General features: G+C 36.4%; 9 protein-coding genes. 7 read left to right on the forward strand and 2 right to left on the reverse strand.

The genetic code is table 11. From position 1 onward, the window contains the following. Positions 1-131 precede the first annotated feature (131 nt). On the reverse strand, positions 132-1,013 hold the full coding sequence (locus ACHRV3_RS03675) for a sugar phosphate nucleotidyltransferase (RefSeq protein WP_395425902.1): 882 nt from the start codon (positions 1,011-1,013) through the stop codon (positions 132-134). 9 nt (positions 1,014-1,022) lie between these two features. Next, positions 1,023-2,114 (reverse strand): mevalonate kinase, encoded by a 1,092-nt coding sequence (locus ACHRV3_RS03680; RefSeq protein WP_230001317.1) that lies wholly within the window; start codon positions 2,112-2,114, stop codon positions 1,023-1,025. 232 nt (positions 2,115-2,346) lie between these two features. On the opposite strand from ACHRV3_RS03680, the gene ACHRV3_RS03685 reads away from it, so the two are divergent. From ACHRV3_RS03685 to ACHRV3_RS03715, 7 genes are all read left to right on the forward strand, one after another. After that, the gene (locus tag ACHRV3_RS03685; protein ID WP_395433356.1) at positions 2,347-3,387 is read left to right on the forward strand and encodes a LacI family DNA-binding transcriptional regulator; all 1,041 of its coding nucleotides are present in this window, start codon (positions 2,347-2,349) and stop codon (positions 3,385-3,387) included. A 1,665-nt stretch (positions 3,388-5,052) separates the two neighbouring features. Next, on the forward strand, positions 5,053-8,151 hold the full coding sequence (locus tag ACHRV3_RS03690) for a SusC/RagA family TonB-linked outer membrane protein (protein WP_395425900.1): 3,099 nt from the start codon (positions 5,053-5,055) through the stop codon (positions 8,149-8,151). Positions 8,152-8,186: 35 nt separating this feature from the next. Further along, on the forward strand, positions 8,187-9,695 hold the full coding sequence (locus ACHRV3_RS03695; protein ID WP_047775749.1) for a RagB/SusD family nutrient uptake outer membrane protein: 1,509 nt from the start codon (positions 8,187-8,189) through the stop codon (positions 9,693-9,695). 102 nt (positions 9,696-9,797) lie between these two features. Further along, a complete protein-coding gene (locus ACHRV3_RS03700) occupies positions 9,798-11,207 on the forward strand; it encodes an aryl-sulfate sulfotransferase (RefSeq protein ID WP_395433358.1) in 1,410 nt (469 codons plus the stop codon). Positions 11,208-11,470: 263 nt separating this feature from the next. Further along, positions 11,471-12,460 carry a c-type cytochrome gene (locus ACHRV3_RS03705; RefSeq protein ID WP_047775746.1) on the forward strand — a complete coding sequence of 330 codons (990 nt, stop codon included), beginning with the start codon at positions 11,471-11,473 and terminating at the stop codon, positions 12,458-12,460. Between the two features lie 38 nt (positions 12,461-12,498). Beyond that, positions 12,499-15,507, forward strand: a complete 3,009-nt coding sequence (locus ACHRV3_RS03710) for a glycoside hydrolase domain-containing protein (protein ID WP_395433359.1) — start codon at positions 12,499-12,501, stop codon at positions 15,505-15,507. Between the two features lie 387 nt (positions 15,508-15,894). Beyond that, complete coding sequence (locus tag ACHRV3_RS03715) at positions 15,895-18,990, forward strand: DUF5107 domain-containing protein (protein WP_395433360.1); 3,096 nt, start codon at positions 15,895-15,897, stop codon at positions 18,988-18,990. Positions 18,991-19,000 lie beyond the last annotated feature (10 nt).

The raw sequence follows: 19,000 nt of genomic DNA on the forward strand, positions 1-19,000 counted from the left end.
TTTCAAATCTAAAGTAGAATCAACACTAAATTACTTATTGCGGTTTTTACGCAAATGTTTTGCATTTTTTTTGCAAAACAAAAGTAATACAATAAGTTGGTCTTATTCCTAATTCAGATATGAAAATTTTGTTAATTTTTTGTTTCCCAATTTAGGTCAGGGTAATATTTTTGAAGGTATTCCTTTACGTCTGCAATATCTTCTTTTGCGGTTAAATCAGGTACATGCTCAGAAAATGCGATACCAATTGTTGTACCCGGATTTTCTTTAACGGAGTTCAAAAGTACCGTTGGCAATTCTTTCTCGTCTCTTTCGGGATGAACCGGACAGTTTTTAAGATGCGTATATAAGGTTGCGCCATTAAATTTAAAAGCATTCATACTCACTCTGATTTTCCCGTCAACATCTTTATATTCTTCTAAAACATCAGCCGTAGGTTTTTCTAAAATATCCAACAATTGATTGTTTTTATCCAGTTTCGCGATCGCAAAACGTGAAATTCGTTCTATTGGAAACGCCAAAGCATCACGATCGTAACTAATAAAAGCATTTGGACTTTCGGTTTCACGAAGTGCCAATAAAGCGGCAGCTGAATACAGGTTATCACTGTTACAAACGGAATACTGTTGTGTATTTAATTCCGGATATTGCTCAACAGCCTGAAACAAAGCATCAGCAGTACCAAACGGTTTTTCTCTTCCTTCCGGAATATACTGTACAGCGAATGAGATGTTGAGTCCATGAAAATCATTATTCTTCATTTCACTTCCGTAAAACTCTTTAAACAAACCTCCCTGTTCTCCGATAATAATGTAAATATTTTGGTACCCTGCTTTTTTTGCATTCAACAAAAGATAATCCAATAGCGGTCTTCCACTGGCTCCTACTCCGATCAAACCTTTACTTCTTTCGTTTGCCTGTGCTATTTCTTCCGGCGATAAATTAGTGGTAATCGCTTCTTTTTTCATGCGGGAAGAAGCTCCTCCGGCAAGAATAACTAAATTGTTGTGCATCTTATTTTTTTAAATTTCAATATTTTCTAAAATTCTTACGCCAGCATCTACATTTACAGCGTAAGCCTCCTCTGCTCCGGCTTTTAAAATGGCCTCAATAACCAGATTTTCCACTTTAGGATCGGCAATAACTACAATACTTCCGCCACCGCCTGAACCAACGATTTTAGCTCCGTATGCACCTGCTTTCAAAGCTGCATTTACCATGTCATCAATTCTTGGAACAGTAATTTTCAATAAATCACGCAAAACGGCATGATGATCATTCATTAAAGAACCTATCTTTTTAAGATCCAAAACAGGTTTTTCGAACTCTTTTAAGGCTTCTTTGGTATAATGATAATTTTTAATCGCCGCTTCAAAAAACGGAATTAACCGATCGGGAAGACAATTTCTGTATCGGTCTATATCTTCAATTTCAGCAGTATATAAATCAAAATCGGGAAAATTTTGCTTCACCACATCAATAGCCATTAAAGCATTCCCTTTTAAGTCCCCTAACAAACCGATGGTCTCTTTTGGAACCCCGGAAACTCCGGTAATCAGACCTTTTAATTCAGCCCCGATAACTTTATAAGAAAAAGGATCTTTTGTATTGATATACACTATATTGCCAACACCAATGCTAAAATGATCCATCATTCCACCCGGCTCTCTGTGCTCCAATACTTCTGATTCGTATCCGATTTTTGAGATAAACTCAGGAGTAACCTCATCATCAACTCCGAAAGCTGCAATTAAAAAACGAATCCAAGCCATCAACAAAGCCGATGAACTTGACGTTCCCGAATTGATCGGAATATCTCCTGTTATCGTGATATCGTAACCAACTGTTGGTATACAGCCGTATCTGCGCAAGACCCGCAGCGAGGAAGCAAAATAATCACGTGGTTCCAACGTCGTAAAAGCGGCATCTATAGCAATCACTCTAACTTCGTCAATATCAACCATATTAAGAACAAATGTTTCTCTACCGTTTTGTTCTGCCGTTAGGCTAATTTTTCTATTGATGGCGCAGGCTATAACAGGTAATCCTAAATAATCCTGATGGTCTCCAAAAAGACATGTTCTTCCTGGTGCTGATGATATGATTCTTTTCACTTACATATATGATATTAAAATACTGAATTTCAAAAAAATACAGTATTACTTGATTATAAATTCGGCTCTGATTTCGGGTTTTGATTCTACGAAACTATAGATTATTTTTTGATAAAACAAGAAAAAACAAAAAAATGTGCTCGAACACACTTAAAAATGTTCTCGAGCACATTTTAATATTTCCTTAAACTATATACTCAAATAATTAAATCAAATTTATATATTTGCTAATATGGATAAGAAATACACTATTAAGGATATTGCAAACATGGCCGGAGTTTCTAAAGGAACTGTTGATCGTGTATTACACAAAAGAGGAAAGGTCTCTCCTGCAGCACTTGAAAAGATAAACGAAGTCTTAAAGGTAATTGACTATGAACCCAACCTTATTGCGAGAAATTTAAAAAATAATAAAATTTATCGCATCTGTGTTTTACTACCTGATCCTAAAATAGATTCCTATTGGCTTCCGTGCGTAAACGGAATCCAGGATGCGGTAAAGGAGTATAAAGCTTACAATGTCAATATCACTATCCATTATTTTAATCCGGAAAGCAAAAAATCATTTATCAATACCAATGATGTGGTGATCAAAATTGCACCTGAAGCGGTTTTGATAGCACCCCTATTTCACAAAGAGACTTTAGAAGCTGTAAAACAATATGATGAGTTAAACATCATGGTCAATACGTTTAACAACCAGGTGGAGTCTGATACCATTAAAAGTTTTGTCGGGCAGGATTTATACAAGAGCGGTCGTGTTGCAGCCAGTTTAATGAATTTGATTTTAGAAGACGGTCATATCGCGATTGTGCACATTGATGAGAGTCTAAAAAATGCCGTTCACATGCAGGAAAAGGAAAAAGGTTTCCGGAATTATTTTGATGAAAAAAAACTAACCAACTTTTCCTTAACCACTTTAAAATTAAAACATGCGAATGTAGAAAGTAAGTTTTTAAATTTCACAGAAGAACATCCTAATCTGAAAGGAATTTTTATCACCACTTCCAAAGCTTACGAAATTGCTTCGATACTCGCCGAACAAAAGAATAAAAAAATTGCCTTAATCGGATACGATTTAGTTGAAAAAAATGTCAGTTTCTTAAATCAGGGATTGGTTCACTTTTTAATTCATCAAAATCAAAAGAGACAAGCCTATTTGGGTGTAAGCACCTTAGTAGAACATTTTTTATACAGCAAAGAAATTCCTGAAACGGTATTACTACCAATTGACATTATCAATGTCGAAAATGCCGGTTTTTATATTTCATAAAAAATACATGATGTTAAGTTTTAAACCATATAAGTAATGTAAGTTCATTTTAGTAGTATCTACATTTTCTTAAATATTGTTACGCGCAAAATCTAAAACCATATTAACATCGTACTTCTGTTTTTTGTCATATCGAGCGAAGTCGAGAAATCATACTAGGTGCTCCGCTTCTATTTTCCACAATTTTGTCATAGTGAGGAACGAAGTATCTTTATAAGTAATTCAATAAACTGAAGCTCAACGGTATGGATTCAGCAAACGTAGATCCTTCGTTCCTCAGGATGACAAACTGTACGGAGTTTCTCGCTTGATTACGCCTCCTCAGGATGACAAACTGTACGGAGTTTCTGGTGCGATTTCTCGACTTCGCTCGAAAGGACAGAAGTTGTGGGGTAATGTAAGTCCATTTTAGCAGTATCTACATTTTCTTAAATATTGTTACGCGCAAAATTTAAAACCATAATAACATCGTACTTCTGTTTTTTTGTCATTTCGAAGAATGAGAAATCACACTAAGTGCTCCGCTTCTATTTTCCACAATTTTGTCATACGGAGGAACGAAGTATCTTCACAAGTAATTCCGTAAAGTCAAGCTCAACGGTATCGATTCAGCAAATGTAGATCCTTCGTTCCTCAGGATGATAAACTGGACGGAGTTTCTCGCTTGATTACGCCTCCTCAGGATGACAAACTGTGCGGAGTTTCTGGTGCGATTTCTCGACTTCGCTCGAGATGACAGAAGTTATGAGGTAATGTAAGTCCATTTAAGCGATACTTCTGTTTTCTTAAACACTTTTATGGTTTAATAAAAAACAACGGCTCTTCATTACCCTAAATCAACACATCCTCTTTCATTATCTTACACTTTACATTTCACACTACAACATTCTACATTTCACATCACTTCAACTTCATCTCTTTAAAAGAATATTAATCCCGTAAACTCCTTAGAAATTTTCTATTCTTTTTTTGCCAAAACCACTTGATATTCTTCCAAAAACTTAATTCTTAATTTTTTGTTAATTTTCACTTTTCTAAAAATTGAAAATAGCATCAAAAATGATCCCTTATTTATATCAATTCCAACATAGTTTTCTAAACTAGAAATTTAAACGTAAAAAAGCTTTTTTGAAACCCCTTTTTTGCAAAAACACAAGTCTCTTTATCGTGCATAACACAAGACTATACAATATAAAATATTCAGCATTTTCACACAAACACTAATGATATAATAAGTTATAGCAATTTAACATTAGAAATACTCAAACTAATAAATCTTTTTAAAATCAAAACATTTTATACAAATCACATCATTTTAAGTTAATAATTACAATTTGCAACTATTTATGTGTTCGAGAACATTAATTTAATGTGTTCGAGCACATTTTTCATGTTTTTTCTTGTTTAATAAAAATATAATCTATAATTTCGTTAGGTACTATTCTTAAAATTAAGTTAATAGGTGAAATTTTTAAAGCGTTTTATAAGGTTTAAAGCGAGTAAAATGGATTAAGTAAACCAACATTAAGGTTGAAAAATGAAGCAGTGATTTATTGAAAAAAAAGATTCGATTAAAGAATACCATATTATTCCCAATCAGAAAAGAAATCCAAAACCTACAAATAATAAAAAACAGATTATTAATTAACCAAACTCGATTAAAGTATGAAATTTTTAACCCAAAAAAAGCCTAGAGATTTTCGGATTAACATTCTATCCGATAAAAAGGTCCAATTAACAGTTCTCTCGTTATTAGTTTTTGCGTTTCAGGCTTCGGCTGCTTCCTCGATAACTACTTCAGACGAAAATACTATAGTCATTCTTTTTGAAAAAATAGTAAAAGGAACTGTCACCGATCAAAATGGTGTTCCTTTGGCGGGTGCCAACGTTGTAGTAAAAGGAAGTTCAAAAGGCGTACAAACTGATTTTGACGGAAACTTTGCAATCACAGTACCGGACAATGCCGCGAAACTTATTGTAACGTATGTTGGTATGGAAGACCAGGAAATTACCATAACAAATGCTCCTCTGAAAATTATGCTGAAAGAAGCAGGACAAAAATTAGATGAAGTTGTTATTGGATACGGAAAACAAAAGAAAAAAGACCTTACGGGTTCTATCAGTTCGATCAGCAAAGACAATTTAAATTTAGGAGGTACGATTGCCAATGTTGGTCAAGCGCTACAAGGACGTGCTTCAGGAGTTCAGGTACAGCAGAACAGCTACGCACCCGGAACAAACCCGTCAGTGGTAATCAGAGGAGGAAATTCTATTAATACTTCCAACGCTCCATTATATGTTGTAGACGGATTTATTACCAGCACAGGTGCTTCTATCAGTCCTAATGATATTGAAAACATCCAAATTCTTAAAGATGCTTCCTCTACAGCTATTTATGGTGCCAGAGGAGGAAATGGAGTTATCATCATTACAACTAAAAAAGGAAAATCAGGAAAAATGCAAATTGAGGCCGAAATTTCGGATGGTTTTCAAAACATTATCAATGAGCCTTCTTTATTAAGCGGACAGCAATATGCCAATATCCAAAATGCGATTGCAAAGGAAAATGGAAGACCTCCCGTTTTTCCTGCAAGTTTCCCAATCGCCAATACCAATTGGTTTGAAGCTGCAACACGTCCGGGAGAAGTGATTAACAGAACAATTAGTTTTAGCGGAAGCGATAAAACCTCTAAATTTTTTCTTTCCGGAAATTACCTGAAACAAACCGGAGCTATTGAAAACACTGATTTTAAAAGATATAGTGTAAGAATGGGTGGCGAGAAAAAATTCAACGACAAATTAAATGTCGGCACTAATATTTATGGTGCGGCAAGTGAAGGGAACAACAGCGATTTTGGCGACAATATCCTATCTCCTATGTTTACGATTCAGACCGCTATTCCAACTATTCCTATTTACAATCCTGATGGTTCTTACTACAAATATCAGGGAAAAGACAATGCTTTGGCCTTGTTATTGGAACCTACAGACCACGTCATCAACAGATTGGTAAACGGAAGTATGTTTATGGACTATGAAATTATTAAAAACCTTACGTTCCATTTTGGTGCCGGAGCAGAATGGCAGGAAAATATCCAAGGAAAATATACGCCTAGTACGTTAATTGCCGGAGCTGCCCTGCATGGTACCGGATCTGAAGAAAATAAAACCTATTTCAGATGGAGTACAGATCAGTATCTGACTTATAAATTTTCAATAAAAGAACATTCCATAACAGCAATGATTGGAACTTCTAATCAAAAAGATACTTACGAACGTCTAAAAGCTTCCGGTTCCGGTTTTTCTAATGATTTATTGACCTATCATAAACTCGAAAGTGCTGAAGTATACCTAAGACCGGAAACAGAAAAAACAGAAACGAAACTTACCTCTTATTTTGGCCGATTAAACTATTCTTATTCAGATAAATATTTAGCCTCCTTTACAATAAGAAAAGACGGTTCTTCCCGATTTGGCCCAAATAACAAATTCGGAATTTTTCCATCCGGAGCCGTTGCCTGGAAGCTTTCCAACGAACCTTTTATAGAAAAACTAAATACATTCTCTGAGCTTAAATTAAGAGTGAGTTACGGTATTACAGGAAGTGATGGTATTGGAGACTATGCCTACCTGAGCAGACTGACTCCATGGGGAACAGTAATTGGACAAGGCGGTCTTTCGGGTGGTAACGAGCCTGCCAATTTAGCAAACCCTGATCTGAAATGGGAAGAAACAGCCCAAACCAATATCGGATTGGATATGGGTTTCTTTAACAGCAGATTGAACATCACTATCGATGCGTACAAAAAAAGAACAACTGATGCTCTTTTGAATGTTCCTGTTGGTGGATGGTGGGGCTTTGGTACCCTAAGATTCAATTCCGGGGTTATTGATAACAAAGGAATCGAGTTAGGCATTAACACTGTAAACTTTAGCAATGATAAATTTACCTGGAGTACTTCTCTAAATTTTGCTTACAACAAACAAGAAATTGTATCCCTTGCTGATAATGTTAAAATAATCAGTAACAGTACTTCTAACCCAAGCGGAACTGTTTCCGGACAAGAATTTACAAGACTGGAGCCAGGTAAGGAAATGGGCGTTTTATTCGGTTATAAGTATGCAGGGGTTATAAAATCAGGAGAAACGTATGCTCCGCAGCCGCTTTCTGTACCCGGAGATCCAAAATATGAAGATCTAAATGGTGACGGAACCATTACAGCTGCCGACAGAACTTATTTAGGAAATTCTACGCCGCATTTTATTCTCGGGTTTAATAATGATTTTAAATATGGAGATTTTGATTTGAATATCTTCTTTCAGGGTGCTTTCGACTATTCCGTTTATAATATGACTGCAATGGTTGGTGAGTCTACTACAAGTACTGATGCTTTAAATCGCTGGGTTGCCAATACAAATGAAAATACGGATATTCCGAGAGATGGTTATTACAAAAGTAAATATGGCAGTTATGTCAATTCGAAATTTGTTGAAGAAGCTTCCTACCTGCGTCTGAAAAATGTTTCTATCGGTTATTCTATTCCGCAAAGCGTATTAAAAGAAGTTAAATTTATAGATAGTATCAGATTGTATGCTATTGGACAAAATTTGCTGACTATTACAAATTATTCCGGAAATGATCCGGAAGTAAATGGACATTTTACCACTGATAATACCAAACAGAACTTAGGCGGAGGAATTGATTTTAACTCCTTCCCGGCTTCCAGAACGTTTATTCTAGGTATTAAAGTTGCAATTCATTAGTCTAAAGGCTTTTTAGTAACATTAAATTTATTAAAATGAAAAAATATACAGTACTCTTACTTTTACTTGTCGCAGGTACACATTTTTCGTGTAATGAAGATCTAGACCCCACCATATACAGTAGTTTAACAACTGCGAATGGCTATCAAACAAAATCGGATGCCATAGCGGCTATAAACGGAATTTACGGCAGATTGAAAGGTCCGTCTGTAGGTGACAACTTTTCGTACTGGGCAACACGACATTTTGCTTTAACGGATATTGCAACAGATTTGGGACATTGTCAGTACGGCGGGGATCCGGGTCAATTATCTTTAGGGACCTGGAGTTCTACTAATGGATTGCTTTTAGAAGACTGGAATGCCATGTACAAATTGATTGCCAATGCCAATAATGCCATTTTCTACATCAATCAAATGCAGGAAATTTCAAGTTCAGATAAAGCGCAATTTATAGCCGAGGCCCGATTTCTAAGAGCTTCGGGCTATATGGACTTAACAGATTCCTGGGGACCTGTAATTTTAATTACGGAAGCTGATTTAACTAATCCGGATTACTTGGCACAAACCCCTCCAACATCGGTTGAGGCAATTGATGCTTTTCTGATCAAAGAACTCAACGATGCTGCTGCTGTACTTCCTGTAAATTATCAGGACAATCCCATCTATGGTGGTAATGATGTAGGACGCGCTACAAAAGGTGCTGCTTTAACTTTATTAGCAAAATTGTATTTGCGTGCCCACGACTGGCAAAAAGTCGCTACACTTACACAACAAGTAATGAATTTAGGTCAATACAGTCTTTATCCTAGTTATTCAGGATTGTTCAAAGAAAGTAACAAATGGTGCAGCGAAAACATTTTTTCTTCTCTTAGCGATGCCAATACAAACGGAACGGAGCTATTGAACCATTTTGGACCAATTGATCATCCTGTTGTTGAAAACAGATGGCAGTATTATACGGTAAACTGGGATTTTTACAACACCTTTGGTAATGAAGATGACAGAAAACAATGCTTTTTTCCAGAATTTATGGGAACAGATAAATTGCTGCACAAACAAGCACCATCTTTGGGTGCAGAGCCACCGGCAGGCGTATTTTACATGCCCGATGTATCGACCAGAAAATACGCAGATGATGAAACTACCACCTATTATGACGGTCACAGTGTCAACATTTTACGTTATGCAGATGTATTGTTAAGCAGAGCCGAAGCACTAAACGAGATCAGTGGTCCGACCATTGAAGCTATAGATCTTATCAATCAGGTGAAAGGAAGATCTCATGCCAAATTATTGGTTTTAGCAGATTACAATCAAAGTACTTTGAGAGATGCTATTCTACAAGAAAGAGGATGGGAACTTTTCTATGAAGGTAAACGCCGTCAGGATTTAATCCGAATGAATAAATTCGACGTTCTTGTAAATGCCTATCACCTCAGAGTTGGAGAAACGGCACAAATCAAAATGCCACAAAATAAATATTATACCTATCCGCAAAGCCAGGTTGATCTAAACCCCAATTTAAGCAATGCTAATAGATAAATAAGAGCAGGAAAATCAGGAGTAGACAACGTTTTCAGCGTTGTCTGTTCCCGATTTCATACAAAAGAAGTACCTTTCTGTTTCACAAAAGAAGCTTTTCCTATGATCAAAAAATTAATTGTAAAATGGAGTTTTATTTTGGCATTGCTTGTATTGGCAAGCTGTTCCAAAAATCAGAATCGCATTCTAAATATTGCCATTGGAACTCATAGCAACAACGAATTGAAGATTCAGATCGATGTTACTACGAGTGACAACCTTTCGGTTTATGCAGAATATTGGGCTGATACAAAAGGAATTAAAAACAAAGTAGCTACTCCAATTTCAAAAACAGGGCTTTCACATTCTTTGATACTTTGCAGCGTTAGTCCCGAAACTAGTTATAGTTTTCAGGTGGTTACGGTTGCAGACGGAGAAAAAAAGACAAGCAAAATATATCATTTTAAATCCAGAAAATTACCAGAATGGTTACAAAAACAATTTAAAGCCAATTTTCAGAAACCGGAACTTTTGCCTCAAAATTTCAAAAAAGGTTTTCTGCTAATGGGCAAAAGAGAAACGCCGGGTACCGCTTACATTGTTGATTATAAAGGTAATTTGAGATGGTATCACACTGTAGAAGGAACCGGTTTTAAGGTTACACATTTTACTAAAGACCAAAGTATTATTGCTATTTTAGGAAAAAACAATGAACCGACAAGCTACGGCAGTGAAATTCTGGAAATCAATTTACAGGGAGACACTTTAACACATATTAAAAAAGGACAAGGTGATTTTAAACAAGTCATTCATCATGAAATTATCAAAAAATCGACTAATGAAATTGTAACCTTGTTTGTTGATGAAAGAATAACCGATTTAACGGCTATTGGTGGCAAAAAACGTGATACAATCAATGGAGATGGTATTCTTATTTTGAATAAAAAAGGAAAACAGCTCTGGAAATGGAGTGTTTTTGACAACTTAGATCCAATGAAAGATAAAGCATTATTGAAAACAAAAAAAGACTGGATGCACGCCAACAGTCTGAATTATGATAAGGATGGAAACTTTCTGATCTCTTTTTACAATAACGGTCAAATTTGGAAAGTAGATGCCAAAACCGGAAAAGTGATCTGGAAATTAGGAAAAGGAGGTACACTATCACAAAAAGAAAATTCCAGTTTCTCGCAAGCACATGCCGCACACATTAACCCCGAAGGCAGTCTACTTTTTTTTGATAATGGTGTTGATAAAAAACAATCCTCGGTATTTGCTTTGAAAATAAATGAAAAAGACAATTCCGCGCAATTGGATTTTCAGATCAAATTGCCCAAAGAAATTTATAATGACAGAATGGGAAGTGCTTATATGATTGATAAAGAAACGCTATTGTGCTGTTGTTCAAAAAGACATATAACGGTTCTGACGAATAAAAAAGGAGTTTTACTTTGGGCTTTAGAGTCCGAAATTCCTCCTTATCGCGTTGAGTTTATTCCGGAAGAAAAATTAAAACCGTTTCTTTTCAATTAAAAAAAACTTTAGTCACAATTAATTTTTAACACATAGAGGCATAGCTGACAAAGCTTAAAAAAAGGCGTTTTACTTTAAATAAATCACAGGAGACGAGGTGAAAAAATTGTGATTTTCTTGAAATTTCTCCAATTGTAAAATTCCAAATCTATGTTCCTAATGTGTTAAAAAACATTTAGCTAAACTATAACCAATGGATTAATAATAATGACGTAAGCGATTCACTTTTTTAGTATTCGAGTATCAGATTAAAACTAGTAAACATGAAAAAAATAATTCTTATTGGTTTCTTTTTAGTGCTGCCAATTGTAGTGTTCAATTCGTGCAATACCTCTAATTCTCAAACATTAGCAAAAGAAACCTCAGACGATGAAGGTTACATTACCATAGATACCTCAAAAATTCCGGACGATCCATTTGGTGAATCCGTTCGATATGGAAGAGAATTAATGCTAAAAACAGCTTATTATATTGGGCCAAACGGCATTAAAGGAAAATATTTGGGTAATAAAATGAACTGTACCAATTGCCATCAGGATGCCGGTACAAAACCGCATGCTTTCAACCTGATGTCTTCGCATGACAATTATCCGCAATATCGCGGACGCGAAAATAAAGTACTCACACTTGCTGAACGGGTTAACAATTGCATCATGCGTCCTCATTCCGGTAAACCCCTTCCGCTTGACGGAAAAGAAATGGTCGCTTTTTTATCTTACTTTAAATGGATTAGCAAATTTGTTCCTAAAGATGGGCAATTTAAAGGGGCTAAAAATCTGGAAATCGATTTTCCCGATGTAGCTGCCAGCCCTGAAAGAGGAAAAACACTATTTATCGAAAACTGTGTTCGTTGCCACGGAGCTGATGGAGAAGGAAAATACAACGAAGACAAATCCGGTTATGTGTATCCTCCGCTTTGGGGACAATACGGCTACCAGCCGGGTTCAAGCATGCACAGAGTTATCAAACAAGCACAGTGGCTAAAAAGCAATATGCCATATGATAAAGTAACACCCGGAAAACCTTATCTTACGGACACAGAAGCACTGGACATTGCCGCTTATGTAAATGATGATGCCATACACACGAGACCAAATCCCAAAACATTTGACTATCCAAATAAAATGGGCAAACCAATCGATTATGCCCACAGTCCTTTTAGTGATACTTTTTCTGAAGAACAACATAAATACGGTCCATACAAACCCATTATTGCTTATTGGAAACAAAATGGATGGAAAGCCGTTTATTAACTTTTATATCAATATCTCCCTTTAACTTGAACAAAAAAATGAAGCCAAACCTAAAAAACAACCCAATTTTAAGTCGAATAGTGCTAATGTGTTTTTTCATTATCAGTATTCCATTAAGCGCACAACAAATAAAATATACCGACGGTAATGACGGTTGGAATCCAAATCAATTAGGAAATCATCGCGCTGTGGTGGTCTTTTCCGGTACTGGCACCGTTGCCAAAACGACTATCGAATGGCGCCGAAGAGATACAAATCCCGATCAAAAGAGAATTATTGTTCAGGATGCCACCGGAAAAGAAATTACAAATCTGAAAACAGTTAACATCACGAGAGAAAGCGGTACTATTTTCTTTGAGCCGGTTTCGGGTCAGACGACTTATTATGTGTACTATATGCCCTATATTGATGAAGGTGATGCAAACTATCCAAAAGGAGTGTATGCCAAACCCGAATACAAAACCAATGCACAATGGCTGGCCAAAATAAAAACAGCTGCGGCGGACAATACTACTGTTCAGGAAATCCAGAGTGTAAATGCTTTTAACAGTTACTACCCAATGGAAGTTATTGCTACAGCCGCAGAAACACAGGACATCATTGCTAAAAACAGTGGTAGTTCTTTTATCGTTTTTCCCGAAGACCGTTTAAATTCAATCCGAATGAAAAATGATCTGCCACAACGCTGGATCCAAAAAGGAGCTCAAAACACCTTTGCTGACACCGCATTAAAAGGGGAGTATTTAGCTTTTCAATTGGGGGTTTACGCCTTGCAGGATATTACTAATTTAAAAGTTACTTTCTCCAATTTAATCAGCAACAACGGAGCGATCATTGAAGCAAAATATTTAAACTGCATCAATACCGACGGAACCAGATATGACGGATCTGTATTTGCCAATACCGTTTCAGTTTCAAAAGGAAAAGTACAGGCAATGTGGTGTGGCATTGACATTCCGCAAACTACTGCCGCGGGAACCTATACCGGAAAAGCAGTCGTGAATTGTGATGGAAAAACAAAAGAAATCACCCTTCAGATAAAAGTAACGAACGAAGTGACCCAAAACGGAGGAATCGATTTTCCGGAAAAAATGACGCGTTTAAAATGGCTAAACTCAACTTTGGCTCAGGAAAATACGGTTATTGCCCCTTACATTCCATTAGTTGTAAAAGATACTGAAATCTCTTTATTGGGGAGAAAATTAGTCTTAGGTTCAAATGGATTTCCAACCCAAATCCAAACTTTCTTTACGCCCGAAATGACTTCTATCGGTACAAAACCAAATGATATTTTGACTGCTCCGGCAGCATTTCATTTTATAGATGCAGCAGGAAAAGAATCTTTACAATGGAAAAACTCAAGCCTTAAATTCCTGAAAAAAGAAGCCGGAACCGTTTCGTGGGAAAGTAGTTCTACTTCACAAGCCCTTCAAATGGATGTGACGGGAAGCATCGAATTTGATGGATTTGTATCGTATGCTGTAAAAATTACCGCTTTGGAAGATGCTGTTTTCAATGATATTAATTTTCATATGCCATTGCAATCTTCTGCTTCAAAATACATGATGGGATTAGGTCAAAAAGGGGGTGATCGTCCTCAGACCTTTGATTGGAAATGGGATGTGGCACATAAAAATCAGGACGGTGCCTGGATCGGAAATGTGAATGCAGGATTGCAATTTTCATTAAGAGATGAAAAATACAGCCGTCCGTTAAACACTAATTTTTATTTGCAAAAACCTTTATTATTACCTTCTTCATGGGGCAACGAAAACAAAGGTGGAATCACAATAACGCCAAACCAAAAAACAATTTTGGTCAATGCCTACAGCGGCAATCGCACAATGAAAAAAGGGGATATTTTATACTACAACTTTAATTTACTAATTACGCCGTTTCGTAAAATAGATACTGATTTCCAATGGAACACGAAGTTTTATCATAAATACAGTAACCTCGACACTATCGCCCAAACGGGAGCAACGGTAGTCAATATACACCATGCCAATGCCATTAATCCGTACATTAATTATCCTTTTATTGAATTCAAAAAAATGAAAGAGTACATTGATGAAGCACATCAAAAAGGATTAAAAGTAAAAATTTACAACACCGTAAGAGAGGTTTCTAATAAAGCTTATGAAACTTTTGCTTTAAGAAGTTTGGGTCACGAAATTTATTCCCCAGGTAAAGGAGGCGGATTCTCTTGGCTTCAAGAACATGTGGGTGATGATTATATCGCGGCTTGGTTTGTTCCCGAAATAAAAGATGCTGCCATTGTAAACAGCGGTATGAATCGTTGGCATAATTATTATGTGGAAGGAATGAATTGGCTGACTCAAAACGTTGGCATCGATGGTGTTTATCTTGACGATGTGGCTTTTGACAGAATTACCATGAAACGTATCAAAAGAGTGCTTACCAAAGACGGTCACCCCGGAATCATCGATTTACATAGTGCCAATCAATACAACAAAAGTGATGGTTTTAACAATAGTGCTAATTTGTATATGGAACACTTTCCATACATCAATAAACTATGGTTTGGAGAGTATTTTGACTATGAAAAAAACAATCCTGACTTTTTCTTAACCGAAGTGAGCGGTATTCCTTTTGGATTAATGGGAGAAATGCTTCAAGATGGAGGAAATCCATGGAGAGGAATGGTTTACGGAATGACCAACAGAATGCCTTGGAGTCACAATGCTGACCCAAGACCAATTTGGAAATTATGGGATACTTTCGGCATTAAAGGTTCTGAAATGATTGGTTATTGGAGCGAAAACTGTCCGGTAAAAACAACTAACGAAAAAGTATTGGCAACGGTTTACAAAAAGAACGGTACAGCCTTAATTTCAATCGCAAGCTGGGCAGATACTGATGTAAAAATAAAATTAAACATCGACTGGAAAAAACTGGGAATCAATCCTGCCAAAGCGACAATTACAGCGTTGGAAGTGGCTAATTTTCAGCCTGCGCAAACTTTTACGGCAAAGGATGAAATTCCGGTCGCTAAAGGTAAAGGGTGGTTGCTTATTGTTAAGTAATGCTTTATCCAGATTTAAACACGAATTGCACGAATTAACACAAATTGAAAATGTTTTCTTGCCACTGATTTCACAGATTGACCGCCCAGTTTGTCATTCTGAGGAACGAAGAATCTTCACAAGCAGCTCGACAAAGATTGTGGAGTTTCTTTCGGAGATTTCTCACCCGTAGAAATTGACAAGATTGCAAAAAGTCTTTTTTAATCTGTGAAATCTGTGGCAAAAGTAAAATCGTTTTTAACACAGATGTAAAGATAAAATAACACGCAGATTTTGCAGATGCTAAAAAAAATCTGCTAAATCTGCGTGAAAAACAAAAAAGAAAAAAATCTTTCCTAATCCTTTTAATCTGTGGCAAAAAAAACACGAAACAATAAATCGCTCCCTATGAAACTTAAACTATTCGTTCCCTTTCTGCTCTTCGGAAGCCTTTTTTCAAATGCTCAAAACCAACCAACAATAAAAGAGTACCAAAAAGTATTCACTACTTATCCATTCTCAGATCCGGATCCGATTCCGAAACCGGATACCAAAATTTATCCGTACTTCCGTTTTGATGGTTTTACTGATAAACCGATTCAAAAAGAATGGAAGGTCATTGAATTGGAGAATGACTATATCAAATTAATGATTCTGCCCGAAGTAGGCGGAAAAGTTTGGTCAGCCGTAGAAAAAGCTACCGGAAAAGACTTCGTTTACAACAACCATGTAATCAAATTCAGAGATATCGCCATGCGTGGACCCTGGACAAGCGGTGGCGTAGAAGGCAATTATGGAATTATTGGACATACTCCCAATTGTGCTACTCCCGTTGATTTTATAACTATTAACCGAGCAGACGGAAGTGTGAGTTGTGTGATTCAGGTTTTAGATTTACTGACCCGTACGTCCTGGAAACTGGATATTAATCTGCCAAAAGACAAGGCTTATTTTACTACCAATTCGTTTTGGTTTAATTCAACCGAATTCGAACAGCCTTATTACACCTGGATGAATACGGGAATCAAAGCTGCCGGAAATCTGCAGTTTATTTATCCGGGCACGACCTATTTGGGGCATGACGGTGAGCACAATGCCTGGCCTATCAACAAACAAAATGGCAAGGAGGTCTCTTTCTATAAAAATAATGATTTTGGCGGTTATAAATCCTATCATGTTTTTGGAAAATACACGGATTTCTTTGGTGGTTATTGGCATGACGAAGACTTTGGAATGGGAAGATACAGCAATCACGATGATAAAGCAGGTAAAAAAATATGGATTTGGGGGCTTTCACAGCAAGGAATGATCTGGGAAAAATTATTGACCGATACCGATGGACAATATGTAGAAGTACAAAGCGGAAGATTGTTCAATCAGGCAAGCGAAAACAGTAGCCTAACTCCTTTTAAACAACGCTCTTTTGCACCCTACCAAACAGATTCCTGGACCGAATACTGGTTTCCTGTAAAGCAGACCAAAGGTTTCGTAAAAGCAAACAACTATGGTTCTGTAAATGTAAAAAATGAAAACGGCTGGCTGAAAATTTATTTTTCGCCACTTCAAAAAATAAAAGACAAACTCGAAGTTTTTGATAATGAAAAGAAAATTTATTCTAAAGACATTTCGCTTTCGACCTTAGAAACCTTCAAAGATTCTGTTCAAGTTTCGGTTAATCCAAATAAAATAAGACTTACGCTTGGCGAAAATAAATTAGTCTGGAATTCAGATCCTCAAGACGGAAATCTAAGTCGTCCTTTAGAAATACCAAAAGATTTTGACAACAATTCTCTTTACGGATTGTACCTTCAAGGAAAAAATTACATTAGTTTTAAAGATTACATAAAAGCAGAAGAGAAATTGTCGGCTTGTCTGAAAATAGACCCGAACTACGCTCCTGCTCTGTCAGACTTGGCTTCTTTACAAATTAGAAAACTGCAATACAAGGAAGCAGTTGCAACCGCAAGTAAGGCTTTGGCAATAAACACTTACGATCCTGCTGCAAACTATTATTACGCTTTAGCCAACTTACATTTAGGAAATAATACGGATGCTAAGGATGGTTTTGACATTGCAGCCTCAAGTGTCGAATACCGCTCTGCCGCTTACACGCAATTGAGTAAACTTTATTTCAACGAAAATCAACAAGCAAAAGCAATCGAATACGCAGAAAAAAGTCTGCTAAACAATCCATATAATTTAGAAGGTTTACAATTGTTAGCTGTGATTTACCGCTTGCAAAACAATTCCGAAAAAGCCACCGCTTTATTAAATCAAATAAACTCCATTGACCCTTTGAATCATTTCGCAGGGTTTGAAAAATATCTTTGGGAAAAATCAGCGGCTTCAAAAGTGCATTTTACTTCACTCATTCGAAATGAAATGCCGGAACAAACTTATTTGGAATTAGGGATTTGGTATCAACAATTGAATCGCAAAGAGGAAGCTTTAAAAGTTTTTGCTCTTGCTGTTCCAAATGCTGAAATTATCTATTGGATGGCTTTCTTAGAAAATAAAACTGTTGATTTAAGTAAAACACAACCCGGAACCAGTTTTCCTTTCCGTCCCGAAACTGCAGAAATTTTAGAGAAATTAATTCAAACCAACGGGCAATGGCAATTGAAATATCATTTGGCTTTAATAGAATGGAATCGCAATACGCTTTCAAAAGCTAAAGAATTGTTTCTGCAATGCGGCAGCCAACCAGCAGATCCGGCTTTTTATGCGGCAAAAGCGGCTTTAATGAAAGAAGACGCTCAATTGGTCGTATCGAGCCTGCAACAGGCTGCTAAATTAGATAATCAGAGCTGGAGATATCCTAAATTACTGGCAGAGCATTATATCAATCAAAAACAATATGATAAAGCGCTGGCCATTGCAGCTCCTTTTTACAAGCAACATTCCACGAATTATATCATGGGAATGTTATACGCCAAAACTTTATTGTTAAACAAAAAATATGCAGAAGCAGATACCTTCTTAACCAAATTAGAAATTCTTCCGTTTGAAGGAGCAACTATAGGACGACAACTTTATCACGAAGCCAAACTCATGCAGGCATTAACCCAAATAAAAAACAAACAGTACAAAAAAGCCTTACAGTTTATCGCCGATGCCAAGTTGTGGCCTCAAAATCTGGGTGTTGGAAAACCATATGAGGAAGATATTGACGAAAGACTTGAAAACTGGTTAGATTATCACTGTTATACCAGCCTTAATAATTTAGATTCAGCAAAACAATCCTTAGAAAAAATTGTTACTTTTAATCCAAAAATAGACAATACCGTTATGAATTTTTTACCCGCAAATCAGCTTGTGTCCGCTTGGGCTATTGAAAAAACTTCTTCAGCAGAAAAAGCAACAGCATGGTTAAAAAATCAAGCTTCGTTATATCCTTCCAACAAAATTATTCAATGGACCTTACAAGTATATACTAAAAAGCAATCGACTCCTTTGACCGAGGATGAAAAAGACGGTGAGGTTCGAATTATTGAAAAACTATAAAAACTACCCA

It is taken from the genome of Flavobacterium sp. FlaQc-49, from assembly GCF_044005985.1.
GTDB lineage: Bacteria > Bacteroidota > Bacteroidia > Flavobacteriales > Flavobacteriaceae > Flavobacterium > Flavobacterium cupriresistens.

Excerpts from the sequence above, each read along its gene's own strand:
- ACHRV3_RS03675 (WP_395425902.1), bottom strand. The coding sequence starts at position 1,013 with ATGCACAACAATTTAGTTATTCTTGCCGGAGGAGCTTCTTCCCGCATG.
- ACHRV3_RS03685 (WP_395433356.1), top strand. The coding sequence starts at position 2,347 with ATGGATAAGAAATACACTATTAAGGATATTGCAAACATGGCCGGAGTT.
- ACHRV3_RS03690 (WP_395425900.1), top strand. The coding sequence starts at position 5,053 with ATGAAATTTTTAACCCAAAAAAAGCCTAGAGATTTTCGGATTAACATT.
- ACHRV3_RS03695 (WP_047775749.1), top strand. The coding sequence starts at position 8,187 with ATGAAAAAATATACAGTACTCTTACTTTTACTTGTCGCAGGTACACAT.
- ACHRV3_RS03700 (WP_395433358.1), top strand. The coding sequence starts at position 9,798 with ATGATCAAAAAATTAATTGTAAAATGGAGTTTTATTTTGGCATTGCTT.
- ACHRV3_RS03705 (WP_047775746.1), top strand. The coding sequence starts at position 11,471 with ATGAAAAAAATAATTCTTATTGGTTTCTTTTTAGTGCTGCCAATTGTA.
- ACHRV3_RS03710 (WP_395433359.1), top strand. The coding sequence starts at position 12,499 with ATGAAGCCAAACCTAAAAAACAACCCAATTTTAAGTCGAATAGTGCTA.
- ACHRV3_RS03715 (WP_395433360.1), top strand. The coding sequence starts at position 15,895 with ATGAAACTTAAACTATTCGTTCCCTTTCTGCTCTTCGGAAGCCTTTTT.